At 70.3% G+C, this 15,844-nt stretch carries 19 protein-coding genes; 7 read left to right on the forward strand and 12 right to left on the reverse strand.

Features of this window, described 5'->3' with window-relative positions:
• Positions 1-95: 95 nt before the first annotated feature.
• The 7 genes from AB0N03_RS43870 to AB0N03_RS43900 form a co-directional block, all read right to left on the reverse strand.
• On the reverse strand, positions 96-305 hold the full coding sequence (locus tag AB0N03_RS43870) for a hypothetical protein (RefSeq protein ID WP_364385818.1): 210 nt from the start codon (positions 303-305) through the stop codon (positions 96-98).
• A 159-nt stretch (positions 306-464) separates the two neighbouring features.
• Positions 465-668, reverse strand: coding sequence for a DUF397 domain-containing protein (locus AB0N03_RS43875; protein ID WP_364385821.1), 204 nt, complete (start codon positions 666-668; stop codon positions 465-467).
• Positions 669-682: 14 nt separating this feature from the next.
• Positions 683-1,585, reverse strand: coding sequence for a helix-turn-helix transcriptional regulator (locus AB0N03_RS43880; protein ID WP_364385824.1), 903 nt, complete (start codon positions 1,583-1,585; stop codon positions 683-685).
• Between the two features lie 368 nt (positions 1,586-1,953).
• Positions 1,954-2,850, reverse strand: a complete 897-nt coding sequence (gene tesB, locus AB0N03_RS43885; protein WP_364385827.1) for an acyl-CoA thioesterase II — start codon at positions 2,848-2,850, stop codon at positions 1,954-1,956.
• Positions 2,851-2,886: 36 nt separating this feature from the next.
• Positions 2,887-4,311, reverse strand: coding sequence for a pyruvate kinase (gene pyk / locus AB0N03_RS43890; protein WP_364385830.1), 1,425 nt, complete (start codon positions 4,309-4,311; stop codon positions 2,887-2,889).
• 178 nt (positions 4,312-4,489) lie between these two features.
• Entirely contained in the window at positions 4,490-5,155 is a 666-nt protein-coding gene (locus AB0N03_RS43895) for a DUF2461 domain-containing protein (RefSeq protein ID WP_364385833.1), read from the reverse strand.
• Positions 5,156-5,259: 104 nt separating this feature from the next.
• The gene (locus AB0N03_RS43900) at positions 5,260-6,483 is read right to left on the reverse strand and encodes a glycoside hydrolase family 18 protein (protein WP_364385836.1); all 1,224 of its coding nucleotides are present in this window, start codon (positions 6,481-6,483) and stop codon (positions 5,260-5,262) included.
• A gap of 183 nt (positions 6,484-6,666) precedes the next feature.
• Between AB0N03_RS43900 and AB0N03_RS43905 the strand changes: the two genes are divergently transcribed.
• Entirely contained in the window at positions 6,667-6,975 is a 309-nt protein-coding gene (locus AB0N03_RS43905; protein ID WP_364385916.1) for a metalloregulator ArsR/SmtB family transcription factor, read from the forward strand.
• Between the two features lie 71 nt (positions 6,976-7,046).
• Here the strand turns inward: AB0N03_RS43905 and AB0N03_RS43910 are convergent, their stop codons facing one another.
• Positions 7,047-7,397, reverse strand: a complete 351-nt coding sequence (locus AB0N03_RS43910) for a helix-turn-helix domain-containing protein (protein ID WP_364385839.1) — start codon at positions 7,395-7,397, stop codon at positions 7,047-7,049.
• A 66-nt stretch (positions 7,398-7,463) separates the two neighbouring features.
• Between AB0N03_RS43910 and AB0N03_RS43915 the strand changes: the two genes are divergently transcribed.
• On the forward strand, positions 7,464-7,955 hold the full coding sequence (locus tag AB0N03_RS43915; protein WP_364385842.1) for a group II truncated hemoglobin: 492 nt from the start codon (positions 7,464-7,466) through the stop codon (positions 7,953-7,955).
• A 52-nt stretch (positions 7,956-8,007) separates the two neighbouring features.
• Here AB0N03_RS43915 and AB0N03_RS43920 read toward each other — a convergent pair whose 3' ends face one another.
• On the reverse strand, positions 8,008-9,033 hold the full coding sequence (locus tag AB0N03_RS43920) for a 6-phosphofructokinase (RefSeq protein ID WP_364385845.1): 1,026 nt from the start codon (positions 9,031-9,033) through the stop codon (positions 8,008-8,010).
• Between the two features lie 286 nt (positions 9,034-9,319).
• Between AB0N03_RS43920 and AB0N03_RS43925 the strand changes: the two genes are divergently transcribed.
• Both AB0N03_RS43925 and AB0N03_RS43930 read left to right on the forward strand, forming a co-directional pair.
• A complete protein-coding gene (locus AB0N03_RS43925) occupies positions 9,320-10,402 on the forward strand; it encodes a 3-deoxy-7-phosphoheptulonate synthase (protein ID WP_364385848.1) in 1,083 nt (360 codons plus the stop codon).
• A gap of 155 nt (positions 10,403-10,557) precedes the next feature.
• A complete protein-coding gene (locus tag AB0N03_RS43930) occupies positions 10,558-10,884 on the forward strand; it encodes an Lrp/AsnC family transcriptional regulator (RefSeq protein ID WP_364385851.1) in 327 nt (108 codons plus the stop codon).
• Positions 10,885-10,887: 3 nt separating this feature from the next.
• Here the strand turns inward: AB0N03_RS43930 and AB0N03_RS43935 are convergent, their stop codons facing one another.
• Positions 10,888-11,376, reverse strand: coding sequence for a polyadenylate-specific 3'-exoribonuclease AS (locus AB0N03_RS43935; protein WP_364385854.1), 489 nt, complete (start codon positions 11,374-11,376; stop codon positions 10,888-10,890).
• A 17-nt stretch (positions 11,377-11,393) separates the two neighbouring features.
• Positions 11,394-12,155: a lysophospholipid acyltransferase family protein gene (locus AB0N03_RS43940; RefSeq protein WP_364385857.1), complete on the reverse strand. Its 762-nt coding sequence runs from the start codon at positions 12,153-12,155 to the stop codon at positions 11,394-11,396.
• A 209-nt stretch (positions 12,156-12,364) separates the two neighbouring features.
• Between AB0N03_RS43940 and AB0N03_RS43945 the strand changes: the two genes are divergently transcribed.
• Genes AB0N03_RS43945 through AB0N03_RS43955 form a run of 3 tightly spaced genes read left to right on the forward strand, consistent with a single transcriptional unit; the run spans position 12,365 to position 14,815 of the window.
• A complete protein-coding gene (locus AB0N03_RS43945) occupies positions 12,365-13,132 on the forward strand; it encodes an alpha/beta fold hydrolase (RefSeq protein WP_364385860.1) in 768 nt (255 codons plus the stop codon).
• Positions 13,129-13,665: a hypothetical protein gene (locus tag AB0N03_RS43950; RefSeq protein ID WP_364385863.1), complete on the forward strand. Its 537-nt coding sequence runs from the start codon at positions 13,129-13,131 to the stop codon at positions 13,663-13,665. Before AB0N03_RS43945 ends, AB0N03_RS43950 begins: the two co-directional genes overlap by 4 nt.
• 10 nt (positions 13,666-13,675) lie before the next feature.
• Positions 13,676-14,815: a glutamate--cysteine ligase gene (locus AB0N03_RS43955; protein ID WP_364385866.1), complete on the forward strand. Its 1,140-nt coding sequence runs from the start codon at positions 13,676-13,678 to the stop codon at positions 14,813-14,815.
• On the opposite strand, the gene AB0N03_RS43960 is transcribed toward AB0N03_RS43955, so the two are convergent.
• On the reverse strand, positions 14,812-15,654 hold the full coding sequence (locus AB0N03_RS43960; protein ID WP_364385869.1) for an NUDIX domain-containing protein: 843 nt from the start codon (positions 15,652-15,654) through the stop codon (positions 14,812-14,814). The two genes, AB0N03_RS43955 and AB0N03_RS43960, sit on opposite strands and share 4 nt — an antisense overlap.
• Positions 15,655-15,844 lie beyond the last annotated feature (190 nt).

Here is a 15,844-nt window from a genome sequence, read left to right on the forward strand (position 1 = left end):
GAGGTTCGGATGGCGAAGCCCCCGACCTGGGGCGAAGCCCCGGATGTCACCGACAAGGTCCGCACGCTTATCGCCTTGGACACCTTCACCCGCCCCTACCGGGCGGTCTCGCCGACACCGGCGGTTTCCCGCGCGGCCTCGCGGCGCTCCTGCGCCGGCACGTCGACGTCGGCGCGCGGGGCCCGCAGGTGGCGGACGGCGCGGCGGGCGCGGGCGGCCCAGGCGCTGCGCCCGGCCTTCCGCAGTTCCTCGGCCCGGTAGGCCGCTTCGGCCCGGACCGCGTCGAGCAGCAGATCGCTGTGCATCGTGTTCCCCTTGTCCCCGAATTCTCCGGTTGGTAGCACTCAGGTTCGTCCTGAGGGAGCACCTCAGGCATCGGGTGATCACGCAGCCCTGGCCGTGAAAAGACCCCTTACTCCCGGTCGAGCCCAGCTCGGCGGGGGTAAGGGGTCTCCGAAAGCGCCTCAGTCGTGCGCCGGGCCGCCGGGCCGCACCGCGGCCAGCAGCCCCCGCCAACCCGATGCGGGCAGGCGGAAAGCACCACCTTCGGGGTCCTTCGAGTCGCGCACCGCGGCACCGCCGGCGACGAACGCGACCTCGACGCAGTCGTTGCCGCCGCCGCTGTGGCTGCTCTTGCGCCACCGCGCCCCGGAAAGTTCGTTCTCCATGGTCCCCAACTCCCTTACTGTGTCCTCGGTTCCAGATGGTGCACCGGAGCCGGTGCGGCAGCCTGTTCGGCGAACCGCCCGGCCGCCTCGGCGATCAGCTCCACCGAGTCGTCCGGCTTCAGTGCGGCCGCGCGCAGATGGTCGAACATCAGCCCGTAGCGCCGGACGTCTGTGGGTTCCTCCAGGTAGAGGCCGCTGGACGTGCTGTCGTCGACGTAGACGACGTCCGGGTCGGCCTGCTCGGGGAAGCCCATGATCAGGAAGGGGCCCTCCATCCCCGGGTGCGCGCCGGCCCCGAACGGCACGACCTGGATGGTCACGTTCGGCTTCTCGGCGAGCGTGACCATGCGGTAGAGCTGCTCGGCCATCACCTCGGGACCGTCGACGACGCGGCGCAGCACGGCCTCGTCCATCACCGCCCAGTACTCCGGGGGCGGGGTGTCGGACAGCAGCTCCTGGCGCGCCATCCGGGCGGCGACGCGGCGGCGGGTCTCGGCGTCCTCGGCGTCCGGCCGCAGCGCCCGGATCACCGCGCGGGCGTACCGCTCGGTCTGCAGCAGCCCCGGCACCAGCAGGGCCTGGAACGCGCGCAGCGAGCTGGCGTCGGCCTCGAGCCCGACGAAGGTGCCGGTGAAGACCTCGTTGTAGGCGTGCCACCAGCCGCGCTTGCGGGCTTCCCTGGCCAGCTGGACGAGCGCCTCCTGCTCGTCGCCGGTGATCCCGTAGAGGGCCAGCATGTCCCGCGCGTCACGCGGGGTGACCCCGACGTGGCCGGTCTCGATGCGGCTCACCTTCGACGCGGAGCACTCGAGCTTCTCGCCCACCTCGTCGATCGTCAGGTCCGCGGCTTCGCGCAGCCGGCGCAGCTCTCCCGCGAGCCTCCGGCGGCGAACCGTGGGGCTCTGTCCCCTTGCCATCGCGCACCTCCGGATGTGACGGCGTCGTAGCCGTTCGCTTGCTCCCAGTATCTAACAGGGACGTTCGAGTAATCGCACGGTACCTATTACCGCCACGCAACCGGTGTCGTATCTGCAATTTGCAGAATGCTTCTGTATGCTCGCACCCTGCGCTGCGACAGGACGCGGCGGGTTTGCTTCCCCAGCCCCACCTAGGGCCTGTGAGCAGCGTAGACGATCGATCCACGGCTCGCCGCGTGATCATCGGAAGAAGAGGTCCGGGGCCGCCCCCCGATCGGCCCCGGCCCTCTTCCGTCACGTCGACGCCTTATTGGCAGAACGTTTATTTCGCCTATTCGTCGCCCGTAAGGGTGATTTCCCGACAAGCTTCAGAGGACGCGCAAGAGTCCTTCTTGGACGACCGTGGCGATGAGGGTGCCGTCCTCTCCGAAGAAGCGGCCCGTGGCGAGACCCCGCGCGCCGGAGGCGGTCGGCGACGCGCTGTCGTAGAGGAACCACTCGTCGGCACGGAAGGGCCGGTGGAACCACAGCGCGTGGTCGAGGCTCGCGCCGAGCACCTTGTCGGTGTCCCAGTAGACGCCGTGGCGCGCGAGCACCGAGTCCAGCAGGGTCATGTCCGAGGCGTAGGTCAGCACGCAGACGTGCAGCAGCTGCTGGTCGGGCAGCTTCCCGTCGGCACGCATCCACACCTGGTTGCGCGCGGGCCGCTCCCCCGTCTCGCGGGTGACCCACGGCGGCTCGTTGACGTACCGCACGTCGATCGGCCGCGGCCGGCTGTGGGCGCCGATCGCGTAGCCCTCGGCGCGCTCCATCAGCGTCGGCAGCGTCTCCGGCGCCGGCACGCCGTCGGGCATCTCTTCGGCGTGCTCGATGCCCGGCTCGTCCTTCTGGAACGACGCCGAGAGCGAGAAGATCGCCTTGCCGTGCTGGATCGCGATGACCCGGCGGGTGGTGAACGAGCGGCCGTCCCGGATCCGGTCGACCTCGTAGATGATCGGGACGCTGGGGTCGCCGCCGCGGATAAAGTACGCGTGCAGCGAGTGGACGCGGCGTTCCTCCGGGACCGTGCGCCCGGCCGCGACCAGCGCCTGGCCGGCGACCTGCCCGCCGAACACCCGCACCGGCGAGTGGGCGGGCGAGACGCCGCGGAAGATGTTCTCTTCGATCTTCTCCAGGTCGAGCAGCGCGATCAGGCGGTCCAGCACGGGCTGGCCGCCACCCGGGATCTCCAGTTCGGTGGCGGCCGTCCTGGCCATTTCAGTCATGGCCAGACCCTATGTGCTGCGATGGTGGGACGTCCCTTATGCGTGGTCGTCTTCACCGAGGCGGTGCACGTGGATCAGGTTCGTCGAGCCGACGGTGCCAGGCGGGGAGCCGGCCACGATGACGACCAGGTCGCCCTTCTGGTACTTGCCCATCTCCAGCATCGAGTGGTCGACCTGCTGGATCATCTGGTCGGTCGAGTCCACCCGCGGCACGATGTAGGTGCTGGTGCCCCAGGTCATCGACAGCTGGCTGCGCACGCAGTCCTCCGGCGTGAACGCCAGCAGCGGCAGCCGCGTGTGCAGCCGGGCCAGCCGGCGCACGGTGTCGCCGGACTGCGTGAAGGCGACCAGGGCCTTCGCGTTGAGCCGCTCGCCGATGTCGCGGGCGGCGTAGGAGATCACGCCGCGCTTGGTGCGCGGGACGTGCGTCAGCGGCGGCACGACCGGCGAGTCGGTCTCGACCGCCTCGATGATCCGGCCCATCGTCTGGACGACCTCGATCGCGTACCGGCCGACCGAGGTCTCGCCGGACAGCATCAGCGCGTCGGCACCGTCGAGGACGGCGTTCGCGACGTCGGAGGCCTCGGCGCGGGTCGGCCGGGAGCTGTTGATCATCGACTCGAGCATCTGCGTCGCCACGATGACCGGCTTCGCGTTCTCGCGGCAGATCTGGATGGCGCGCTTCTGAACGAGCGGGACCTGCTCCAGCGGCAGCTCGACGCCGAGGTCGCCGCGGGCGACCATCACCGCGTCGAAGGCCAGCACGATGGCCTCGAGGTTGTAGACGGCCTCGGGCTTCTCGATCTTGGCGACGACCGGCAGCCTGCCCTTGCCGACCCGGTCCATCACCTGGTGGACCAGATCGATGTCGGCGGGCGAGCGGACGAAGGACAGGGCGATGAAGTCCACGCCCAGCTCGAGGGCGAACTCGAGGTCTTCGATGTCCTTCTCGGACATCGCCGGCACGGAGACGTCCATGCCGGGCAGCGAGACACCCTTGTTGTTGCTGACCGGGCCACCCTCGGTGACCTCGCACACCACGTCCTGGCCGTCGACCTCCTTGACCACCAGGCCGACCTTGCCGTCGTCGACGAGCAGGCGGTCACCGGGCTTGGCGTCCCTCGCCAGGCCCTTGTAGGTGGTCGAAACCCGGTCGTGGGTGCCGGCGACGTCCTCGACGGTGATCCGGACGATGTCGCCGTTGTGCCACTCGACCGGCCCACCGGCGAACGTGCCGAGGCGGATCTTCGGGCCCTGCAGGTCGGCGAGGATGCCGACCGCCCGGCCGCTCTCGGCAGCCGCGGCCCGGATGAGGTCGTAGACCTCCTTGTGGTCGCCGTGGCTGCCGTGGCTGAAGTTCATCCTGGCCACGTCCATGCCAGCGTCGACGAGGGCCCGCATCTTCTCCGGCGTAGCGGTAGCAGGGCCCAGGGTACAAACGATCTTCGCGCGTCGGCTCACGTTCGCACAGCGTAGTCCCTCTCCGCGCGTTCGTCTGTACCGATCCCGAAAAGTTCAGAGAAACTGTTCAGAAACCTGCGGGGTCAGGTCACGGCGGTAGGGGGATCTGACTGTCGCGAATGGGTCATCGGGGACATCCGGCGCCGCGAATGAGTCATTGGCGACGTTGTGAGGCGCGCTAGCGGCGCGGCTGCTCGCTGGGGCCGACCCGGTCACGGGCCCATTCGTTGAACTCGCGCAGCTGCCGCCAGGCCTTCCGGACGCGCTCGAGGGCGCCCCGCTCGTGCAGGACGTCGTCGGGCTCCCAGACGCGGATCGCGTACACCGAGCGGTAGCGCAGCAGGTCGAGGCGGGGGTGGTCGGCGTCGAAGCCCCGCGGCTTCGACTTGAGCCGGTCGCCCCGGACCTCCCAGCCGGCCTTTTCGAGCTTCTTGAGGATCTTCTCGAGCGCTTCGCCGTGCAGCTCGGTGTCGACGGCCTTGCGGAAGCGCGCGATCTGGTCGGACGCCAGGTGGAAGCAGCCGCCGCCGGCGCGCAGCCCCTCCGGGCCCACCTCGACGTAGTACGCGCCGCCGCCGCGGCCCTGCTCGATCACCGCGCCGCAGTGGGTCTTGTACGGCGTCTTGTCCTTGGCGAAGCGGACGTCCCGGTAGGGGCGGAACACCTTGGGCTCGCCGAAGCCGTCGGAGAACTCCGGCGCCAGCTCCGCCAGCAGCGCCTCCATCGGGGCCCGGACGTCGGACTTGTAGGTCTCGACGTGGTCGTCCCAGTAGGGCTTCGAGTTGTCTTCCACGAGGCCGTCGTAGAAGTCGACGGCGTACTCGCCGAATCCGCTGAACTTCACGGCGGGAACGATAAACGGGGGCACCGACGGTTTCCGCGTCGGTGCCCCCGGGTCGAAACCCGGTGCGGCCGGCGTTCCGCGCACGACCGGCCGCACCGGGAGTCCTACTTGGCGACGGCCGTGATCAGCTCGCCGTTGGTGGTGTCACCGGACAGTTCCCAGAACATCGCGCCGCCGAGGCCCTGCTGCTTGGCGTAGGAGACCTTGCCGGCGATGGTCGACGGGGTGTCGTAGCTCCACCAGTTGCTGCCGCACTTGGCGTACGCGGTGCCGGCGACCGTGCCGGTCGACGGGCACGACGTCTTGAGGATCTTGTAGTCCTCGATGCCCTGCTCGTACTTGCCCGGCGCCGGGCCGGTCGCCGTGCCGCCGGGCGCGCTCTGCGTGACGCCGGTCCAGCCGCGGCCGTAGAAACCGATGCCCAGCAGCAGCTTGTTCGACGGGACGCCCTTGCTCTTGAGCTTCTGGATGGCCGCGTCGGAGTAGAAGCCGGCGGTCGGGATGCCCGCATAGCCGGTCAGCGGGGAGTGCGGGGCGGTCGGGCCCTGCGGGGCGAAGGCGCCGAAGTAGTCGTAGGTCATCACGTTGTACCAGTCGGCGTACTGAGCGGCGCCGCCGTAGTCGGCCGCGTCGATCTTGCCGCCGCTCGTGCCGTCGGCGGTGATCGCCGCGGTGACGAGCTTCGAGCCGAACTTGGCACGCAGGGCGCCCATCAGGTTCTTGTACGCCGCCGCGCCACTGCTGTCGCAGCTCAGGCCGCAGGCGTTGGGGTACTCCCAGTCGATGTCGATGCCGTCGAAGACACCGGCCCAGCGCGGGTCGTTGACCAGGTTGTAGCAGGAGTTCGCGAACGCCGTGGGGTTCTGCGCGGCCTGCGCGAAGCCGCCCGACCAGGTCCAGCCGCCGAACGACCAGAGGACCTTCAGCCCGGGGTGCTTGGCCTTGAGCTTCTTGAGCTGGTTGAAGCTGCCGGCGAGGGGCTGGTCCCAGGTGTCGGCGACGCCGTCGACGCTGCCCGCGGCGTCGTAGGTCTTCTGGTAGTCGGCGTAGGCGTCGCCGATCGCGCAGCCGCCGTTCGTCACGTTGCCGAAGGCGTAGTTGATGTGGGTCAGCTTGCTCGCCGAACCCGACGTCTCGACGTTCTTGACGTGGTAGTTCCGGTCGTAGACCCCCCATTCGGTGAAGTAGCCGACGACCTTGCCGACGGAGGCTTGCGCGGTTTCGGTGGCGGCGGTGGCGGCCGGGGCGGTCGCGGCTCCCGCGACCAGGCCCGCGGCGGCGGCCACGGTCAGCAGCGCCGAGAAGCTCTTCCTGCGGAAACGGGACATGCCTTCTCCCTTCGGAGAATTACTCACGGCGACGGTGCCGGAGTGGTGGGGACCACACCACCGTAAGTGGACTAGACCATTAGGTCAATGGTTCAGACCAGGAAGTGTTGGGCCGTGGAGCCCAGTGGATCGCGTGCGCATGCCTTGACAGGAATATGCCGTCCGGAGCACATTTCAGGGGTGATGCAGACCTTCGAGGTGCTGGCCGAACCCCGCCGCCGCACGATCCTGGACCTGCTGCGCGACGGCGAGCGTTCGGTGGGCGAGCTGGTCGACGAGCTTTCCCTCAGCCAGCCCGCGGTGTCCAAGCACCTGCGGGTGCTGCGGGAGGCCGGGCTCGTGACGGTGCGGGTGGCGGCCCAGCGGAGGTGCTACGCGCTGCGGCCGGAGCCGTTGGCCGAAGTGGACGCTTGGCTGGCGCCTTATCGCGCCTTCTGGTCGGACCGGCTCGATGCGCTGGAGCGGCGGCTGGACGAGACCGACCCGCGTTGACCGGCCCGGGATGTCATGAACGACTCGTTCATGACATCCGACGAGGTGAACGACCCTTTCATGACGTGCCGTCAGGGGCGCTCGGGCTCGGGTGCCGGTTCGAACGTGATCCCCGCGGCCGCCGCGCGGCGCTCGCCCCACTCGTACAGCGCCTGCAACGCCGGGCGGAGCTCCTCCCCCACCTCCGTCAGGTGGTACTCCACGTGCGGCACCCGGCCGGCGAACTCGACGCGGCGGACGACGCCGTCCGCCGCCAGCTCGCGCAGCTGCTGGGTCAGCATCTTCTCGCTCACCCCCGGCATCCGGCGCCGCAGCTCGCCGTAGCGGTGCGCGCCCTCCTTGAGGTGCGCCAGGATCACCGGCTTCCACTTGCCGCCGATCAGGTCGACCGCCAGCTCCACCGCGCAGTGGTACCGCTTCATCCCGTCCCCCTACGCACCGGAAAGTACGTGGTTGCCCGGCCGGGCGACCACTGGTTGCCTGACCGGGTGATCACGCCGGACACACCGCCGCCCCCCAGTCTCTACGACTGGGCCGGCGGCCATGACGCCTTCGTAAAGCTGCTGACGATCTTCTACGGCCACGTCCTCGAAGACCCGCTGCTCGAACCGGTGTTCCGCGGCATGGACCCGGACCACCCCAAGCACGTCGCGGTCTGGCTCGGCGAGGTCTTCGGCGGGCCGGCCGTCTACTCCGCAAGCCACGGCGGCCACGCCCACATGGTCGGGCGCCACCTCGGGCGCGCCATCACCGAAGAGCAGCGCCGCCGGTGGGTGAATCTGCTGCTCGACGCCGCCGACGAGGCCGGCCTGCCCGGCGATCCCGAGTTCCGCGCCGCCTTCGCCGGTTACCTCGAGTGGGGCAGCCGCCTGGCCGTCGTGTTCTCGGCGCCGGGCGCCGAACCGAACCTCCACGAACCGGTGCCGCACTGGGACTGGCCGATGCCGCCCTGGCAGCCACCCACGTCCGAAAAGCCATGAGGGGCACCTTCATGGCTTTGAAGCCATGAAGGTGCCCCTCATGGGCGAAGACTCAGCCGAAGAAGACTTCGGCTTCCTGGTAGCGCTCGACCGGGACCGTCTTCAGCTCGGCCGTCGCCTCGGACAGCTTCACGCGGACGATGTCGGTGCCCTTCAGCGCCACCATCACGCCGAAGTCGCCGTCGGCCACGGCGTCGACCGCGTGCAGGCCGAAGCGCGTCGCCAGGACGCGGTCGTAGGCCGTCGGGGTGCCGCCGCGCTGGACGTGGCCCAGGACCACCGCGCGGGACTCCTTGCCGGTGCGGTGGGCGATCTCGTCGGCCAGCCAGGTGCCGATGCCGCCGAGGCGGACGTGCCCGAAGGCGTCCTTCTCGCCGGTGAGCAGCCGCTCCTCGCCGCCCTCGGGCAGCGCGCCCTCGGCGACGACGATGATCGGCGCGTACTCCTTCTCGAAGCGGCGCTCGACCCAGGAGACGACCTGGTCGACGTCGAAGTGCCGTTCCGGCACCAGGATGACGCTCGCGCCGCCGGCGAGGCCGGAGTGCAGCGCGATCCAGCCGGCGTGGCGGCCCATGACCTCGACGACCAGCGCCCGGTGGTGCGACTCGGCGGTGGTGTGCAGCCGGTCGATCGCTTCGGTCGCGATGGAGACCGCGGTGTCGAAGCCGAAGGTGTAGTCGGTGGCGCCCAGGTCGTTGTCGATCGTCTTGGGCACGCCCACGACGCCGATGCCGTCGTCGGTAAGGCGCTTCGCGACGCCGAGGGTGTCTTCGCCGCCGATCGCGACCAGCGCGTCGACGCCCTGGTCGGCCAGGACCTGCTTGATCTTCTCGACGCCGCCCTCGACCTTGTACGGGTTGGTGCGCGAGGACCGCAGGATGGTGCCGCCGCGGGTGAGGATGTCCTCGACGTCGTTGAGGCCGAGCGGACGGCTGTCCCCGGTCAGCGGGCCGTTCCAGCCGTTGCGGAAGCCGACGAAGTCCCAGCCGTGGACCTCGATGCCCTTACGCACCACCGCGCGGATCACCGCGTTGAGCCCCGGGCAGTCGCCGCCGCCGGTCAGCACACCGACACGCATGAGAAGCCTCCGTCTGTTCTCTGGAGATGACAGTCACATTTCGTCGCTCGCCAGAGTAGCGGCTCTCGTCTTGATCGGTGCAGCCCGGACCAGCTGCCGAATCGGTCCGGCTCCGGTGTGTGCTAGCTTGACCACGTGCAGCGCTATTACTGGTTTACGAAGCCGGCCCCGGGTGGGCACGGCGGCGTGAACCTGCGCTGACCTCCACCCCCGAGCCGGACTTCGAACCGGCTCGGCGAGGGTCCCCCGCGCGGGTCGGTGTCCACCAGGAAGGAACACCCCCGCGATGACGCTCTCCGCCGGACCGGCCACCATCGGTGACCTCGACGCCGCGCGCACCACGTCGATCAGTCCGCTCATTTCGCCCGCGTTGCTCCGCGAAGACCATCCGGTCGACGCCGCCGTCGCCAAGGTCGTGCGGCAGGGCCGTGCCGAAACCGTCGACATCCTCGAAGGCCGGGACGACCGGCTGCTCGTGGTCGTCGGCCCGTGCTCGGTGCACGACCCGGAAGCCGCCCTCGACTACGCCCGCCGGCTGGCCACCAAGGCCGAAGAAGTGCGCGGCGAGCTGCACATCGTGATGCGCGTGTACTTCGAGAAGCCGCGCACCACGCTGGGCTGGAAGGGCCTGATCAACGACCCGGACCTGGACGGCACGTTCGCCGTCAACAAGGGCCTGCGGATGGCGCGCAAGCTGCTGCTCGACGTCTCCGCGCTCGGCCTGCCGGTCGGCTGCGAGTTCCTCGACCCGATCACGCCGCAGTTCATTTCGGACGTCGTGACGTGGGGGTCGATCGGCGCGCGCACCGCGGCGAGCCAGGTGCACCGCCAGCTGTGCAGCGCGCTGTCGATGCCGGTGGGCATCAAGAACTCGACCGAGGGCGACGTCCAGGTGGCGGTCGACGCGACCCGCGCGGCGGCGGCGAGCCACGTGTTCCCGGGCATCAACACCGACGGCCTGGCGGCGCTGCTGACGACGTCGGGCAACCCGGACTGCCACGTGATCCTGCGCGGCCACAACGGCGGCCCGAACTACGACGCGGCGACGGTGACGGAAACCCTGGCGCGGCTGGCGAAGTCGGGCCTGCCGGAGCGCGTGATCATCGACGCTTCGCACGGAAACAGCGGCAAGGACCACGTGCGGCAGGCTTCGGTGGTCCGCGAGCTGGCCGAGCGGATCGGTTCCGGCGAGCGCGGGATCTCGGGGCTGATGATGGAGAGCTTCATCGCGGCCGGGCGGCAGAACCTTTCACTGGGACACCCGGCGGAGCTGACGTACGGCCAGTCGATCACGGACGCTTGCTTGGCGTGGGATGACACAGCCCCGCTGCTGGACGAGCTGGCTTCGGCGGTCCGGGCTCGCCGCTGAGAGGTCCCCGGCCTGGGGGTCCCCCGGTTTTTACCTTACCGGGGACCCCCGACAGTTTCGGGCGGCCGGAGCGCCGTCACGCGTTCCTCCGGCTGCCGAGGAAAACGCCGGCGAGCACGACGGCCCCGCCGAACAGCTGCCACAACGTCAAGCTCGTGCGCGGGCACCACGTCGACGTCGATCTGAAGAAGATCGGCCGGCCGGTGCAGGCGATGGTCGCGGTGCGGCTGCGCCCGCCCGACCGCGCGGTGATCGAATCGTTCCGCGCCTTCGTGGCGGGGCTGCCCGAGGTGCTGTCGGTGTTCGTGATGTCCGGCAGCGACGACTTCCTGCTGCACATCGCGGTCGCCGACAACGATCACCTGAGCGGGTTCGTGCTCGACCGGCTGACCCAGCGCAAGGAGATCGTCGACGTCCGGACGTCGGTGATCTTCAACCACTTCCGCCGCACTGTGGTGACCCCCGTGGTGCCGGACGAATGAACGTCAGCGGCGCCGGAAGTGCTCCTCGATGATCTCCCAGCGCGCGAGGTTGTGCTTCGCGTCCGCCAGGGCGTCGTGCTGGTCGGTGGGGGCCGACGGCAGCTTCGGCTTGCCCGCGTCCTCCCACCGCTGACGCAGGTCGCGCGTGAAGCGCGGCAGCTGCCGCGGCAGCGCCGGCATCGGGCCCCACAGCTGGGCGAGCGCGACGTGATCGTACGCGGCGAACCACGCCCACAGCTCGATCCCGCCCGGCGGCTTGCCGAAGAACTCCAGCAGATCGGCGCGGATCTTCTCGCGGCTGCGCCACGCCCGGTCGGCCGGCGACGGCAGCTTGTCCAGGACGTTGTCCCGGACCCACTGCCCGGCCTTCGCCGGGTCGAACTCGGTCGAAACCGCGTAGAACTCGCGGCCCCGTTCGTCAACGACACCGATGGACACCAGATCGATGGTCACGCCGTCTTCGATGAATTCGGTGTCGTAGAAGAAACGCACCGGTGAACCCTAGTGGGTCAGCCGACCTTCGATTCGGGCACCCGGGCCGCGTCCGACGCGGTCGGCTGAGCGGGCACCTCGGGCTTCACCCCGGCGGCCTCCGCGGCCAGCAGTTCCTTCGCCTTCGCCGCGTAGATGTCGACGTACTCCTGGCCGGAGAGCTCCATCAGCGCGTACATGATCTCGTCGGTGATGGACCGCTCGATGAACCGGTCGCCGGCGAGACCCTCGTACCGCGAAAAGTCCAGCGGCTTGCCGAAGCGGACCTCGAGCCGGCGCGGCCGCCACATCTTGGAGCCGATCGGGTTGACCTTGTCCGTGCCGATCATCGCCACCGGGACGACGACGCCACCGGAGTCCAGGGCGATCCGGGCGACGCCGGTCTTGCCCTTGTAGAGGCGGCCGTCCGGGGAGCGGGTGCCCTCGGGGTAGATGCCGAGCAGGTGGCCGGCCTTGACCAGGCGGGTCGCCGTGTCGAGGGCGGCCTGGGCGGCGTTGCCGCTGGAGCGGTCGATCGGGAACTGGCCGACGCCGGTGAAGAACCACTTCTTGAGCAGGCCCTTCAAGCCCGGCTCGGTGAAGTACTCGGACTTGGCCGGGAAGGTCACCTTGCGCTTGACGCGCAGCGGCATGAAGAACGAGTCGGCGACCGCCAGGTGGTTCCCGGCGAGGATCGCGCCCCCGCTCTCGGGGATGTTCTCCGCGCCGACGACCTTGGTCGGCCACAGCGTCTTGAGCAGCGGTCCGATGAATACCCACTTCATGAGCCAGTACAGCACCGGTGCCTCAGTCCTCCATCGCAGCTCAACCCCTGTCACCCGCGTCGACCAGACTACGAAGCCCGGTGGCCGCCGCACAACGGAGACCACCCGGTTACCACCCGGCAGCGATCGATCTCACAGGGAATTCCGGGCCCGGGCGGAGCCCCACAACGCCCGCGAGCCGTGAGAGCATGGACGAATCCACCGCTCACACGGAAGGCGATCGCATGGGCGTGCTCGCCGGCGCGGAACCGTTCGGCCACACCGGTTCGGCCGAGACCGGGTTCCTGCTCTGCCACGGGTTCACCGGTACCCCGGCGAGCATGCGGGCCTGGGGTGACCACCTGGCCGGGGCCGGGTTCACGGTGCGCTGCCCGCTGCTGCCGGGGCACGGCACCCGCTGGCCGGACCTCAACCGCACGACGTGGGAAGACTGGTACGGCGCCGTCCGTGAAGCCCTGCTCGCGCTGCTGTCGACGTGCCGGACCGTGTTCGTCGGCGGCCTCTCGATGGGCGGCACGCTCACCCTGCGCCTGGCCGAGGAGTTCGGCGACCGGATCGCCGGGCTCGTCCTGGTCAACCCGTCGGTGACGCGGCTGAAGTGGGACACGCGGCTGCTGCCGGTGCTGGGCAAGATCGTGCCATCGGTGCCGGCGATCGCGAACGACATCAAGAAGCCGGGCGAGACGGAGCTGGCCTACCCGCGCACGCCGGTGCGGGCCGCGGCGAGCCTGGCGAGGCTGTGGGCGATCGTGCGCGCGGACCTGGCGAAGGTGACCCAGCCGGTGCTGCTGCTGCACTCGTCGGTCGACCACGTCGTCGAGCCGGTGAACTCGCAGCTGGTGCTGCACGGCGTCTCGAGCACCGACGTCACCGAGGTCGTGCTGGAGAACAGCTACCACGTCGCGACGCAGGACAACGACGCCGAAGTCATCTTCACGCGTAGCGTCGAGTTCGCGAAGGCGCACGCCGCACAGCCCGAGGAGACCGCATGAGCCGGGGGAAGGACGGACCGGAGGACGTCGACGCGACGTTCGCCGAGATCGTCGCCGACCTGCGGGCCGACGGGTTCGGGCTCCCCGAAACCGACACGGTGGACACCGCCGATCCCGCCGACAAGGCCGGCGCCGCGGACGCCGGCTTCGGCGTCGGGAGCGAGTCGCGCCGGACGCCGGACCGGCCCGCCGAGCCGCCGGCCGCGGACTCCCCGCCGGAGCCCGGCTGGCGGTCGGGGGGCACGTCGTGGGACGCGACGATGTTTTCCGACGACCCGGCCGGCGACGACGAGCACTACGTCCCGCCGGAGCCGCCGCCGCTGCCCCGGCCGAAGATGGGCGCGTTCCTCATCCTGCTGCTGTTCCTGGCCGGGCTGTTCCTGCTGATCCTGCCCGGCGCGATCGGGGTGGGCCCGACGGTGGCGACGCCGCTGGGCATCCTCGCGCTCGCGACGTCGATCGCGTTGCTGCTGCTGCGCGTCCGGCAGGGCCCGCCGCCCGGCGCCGACCCCAGCAACGGCGCCCAGGTCTGACGCAGGCGCGATGCACATCGAGTTCAGCCCTTCGCGGCGATCGACCGTCGGCGCGGAATGGGAGCTCGGCCTGGTCGACCGCCGCAGCGGCGAGCTGTCCTCGGTCGCCGAGCGGATCCTCGAGGCGGTGCGCCCCGACGGCGCGGCCGAGCACCCGAAGATCAAGCAGGAGCTGCTGCTCAACACCATCGAGATCATCACCGGCGTCTGCGACACGATCGCCGAGGTCAAGGCCGACCTGGCGGAGTCGCTCGACGTCGTGCACGGCGTCGCCGACCCGCTCGGCGTCGAGATGTTCTCGGCCGGGACGCACCCGTTCTCGAACTGGTACCAGCAGAAGGTCACCGACAAGGAGCGGTACGCGAAGCTGATCGACCGGACCCAGTGGTGGGGCCGGCAGATGCTGATCTACGGCGTGCACGTCCACGTCGGGGTCGACCACCGCGACAAGGTGCTGCCGATCCTCGACGCGCTGCTGAACTACGCGCCGCACCTGCAAGCGCTCTCGGCGTCGTCGCCGTACTGGGGCGCCGAGGACACCGGGTACGCGTCGAACCGGGCGCTGATGTTCCAGCAGCTGCCGACGGCCGGGCTGCCGTTCCAGTTCCGGAAGTGGGCCGAGCTGGAGAGCTACGCCGAGGACATGTTCACCACCGGCGTGATCGACCACTTCTCGGAGATCCGCTGGGACATCCGGCCGGCGCCGCACCTGGGCACGATCGAGATGCGCGTCTGCGACGGGCTGCCGACGCTGGCGGAGGTCGGCGCGATCTCGGCGCTGACGCAGTGCCTGGTCGACGACTTCAGCGAGCGCCTCGACGACGGCGAGATCCTGCCGGCGCTGCCGCCGTGGCACGTCCAGGAGAACAAGTGGCGCGCGGCCCGCTACGGCACCGACGCGATCGTCATCCTGGACGCGGCAGGGCGCGAACGGCTGGTCACCGACGACATCGCCGACCTCCTGGACCGGCTGGAGCCGGTGGCGCGGCGCTTGGACTGCGTGGCCGAGCTGCGCGACGTCGAGACGATCCTTCGCCACGGGCCGAGCTACCGGCGGCAGCGGGCGGTCGCGGAGCGGCACAAGGGCAGCCTCAAGGCGGTGATGGCGTCGCTGGTCGCCGAGATGCGCGACGGCGTCGTGCGGGGTTAGAGCTTGTCGAGCCGGGTGCGGAGCGTGCCCGGGCCGAGGATCGACGCGCCGAGGGCTTCGACGCGCCTTTTCAGCTCACGGTCGGCCGTCGCCACCAGGACCTTCGCCTTCTGCTGCCCGACGACCTCGACGATCTTCGAGTCGCCGTCGGTGTCGGCCGGGACGACCTCGACGCCCGCGGTGGCCGTGACGTGCTTGGCCTTGCCTTCGACGACCAGGATGATGCGCGGCCACCAGGTGATCGTCGGGTCGTCCGGATCCGGCACGCCGGCTTCGGCGAGCTTCACGAGCTGGTCGCGCAGGCGCTCGGCGGCCCCGTGCCGGTCACGCCACCAGCCGTCCGGGCGCGAGCCGACGACGTTGGCGCCGTCGACGACGAGCACCAGCTCCTGCCCGACGCGGTCGCGCAGGTCCGGCCAGGCGGCGGCGAAGTCGCGGTGCAGCCGGTAGGAGGGCACGTCGTCGGGGGCCACCCAGCGCACCTCCGCACTTTCGGTGTTGGCGACCCGCGCCTCGGCCCCGTCGGCCAGGGCGAGAACGGTCGTGTAGCTCCAGTCCCCATGGTCCACCACGGACGCCGACACCGCGCGGAAGGCCTGGCGGGGAACGGAAGCCTCTTCGAACGCTTCGCGGGCGGCCGCTCCCTGCGGCGTCTCGCCGGCCTCGATGGCCCCGCCGGGCAGGGCCCAGGTCCGGCCGTGGTGCACCCACCAGGCGCGGCGCTGCAGGAGGACGCCGCGGGCGGGGTCCACGAGCAGCAGGCCGGCGGCGCCGTAGCGGCCCCAGTGCAGGTGCCCGCAGGAACACTTGACGAAGACGCTCGCGGAGAGGGCACTCACGAGTCCAGCCTGTCACAGGTGGAACGCCGTGAACGACTCGTTCAGGGCGCGGGATGGCACGAGTCGTTCATGACGTCCCGGGGCTGGATCACGCCGACGTCTTGCCGCGCCCGAGCGTCGGGGGAGTAAAAGACAGGGCGGCCGCGGCCCCCCAAGAGGAAAGGGACGCCCGCGGCGGGGGGGGCGAGCG

Origin of the sequence: Amycolatopsis sp. NPDC051061 (assembly GCF_040682935.1) — a bacterium.
Lineage (GTDB): Bacteria > Actinomycetota > Actinomycetes > Mycobacteriales > Pseudonocardiaceae > Amycolatopsis.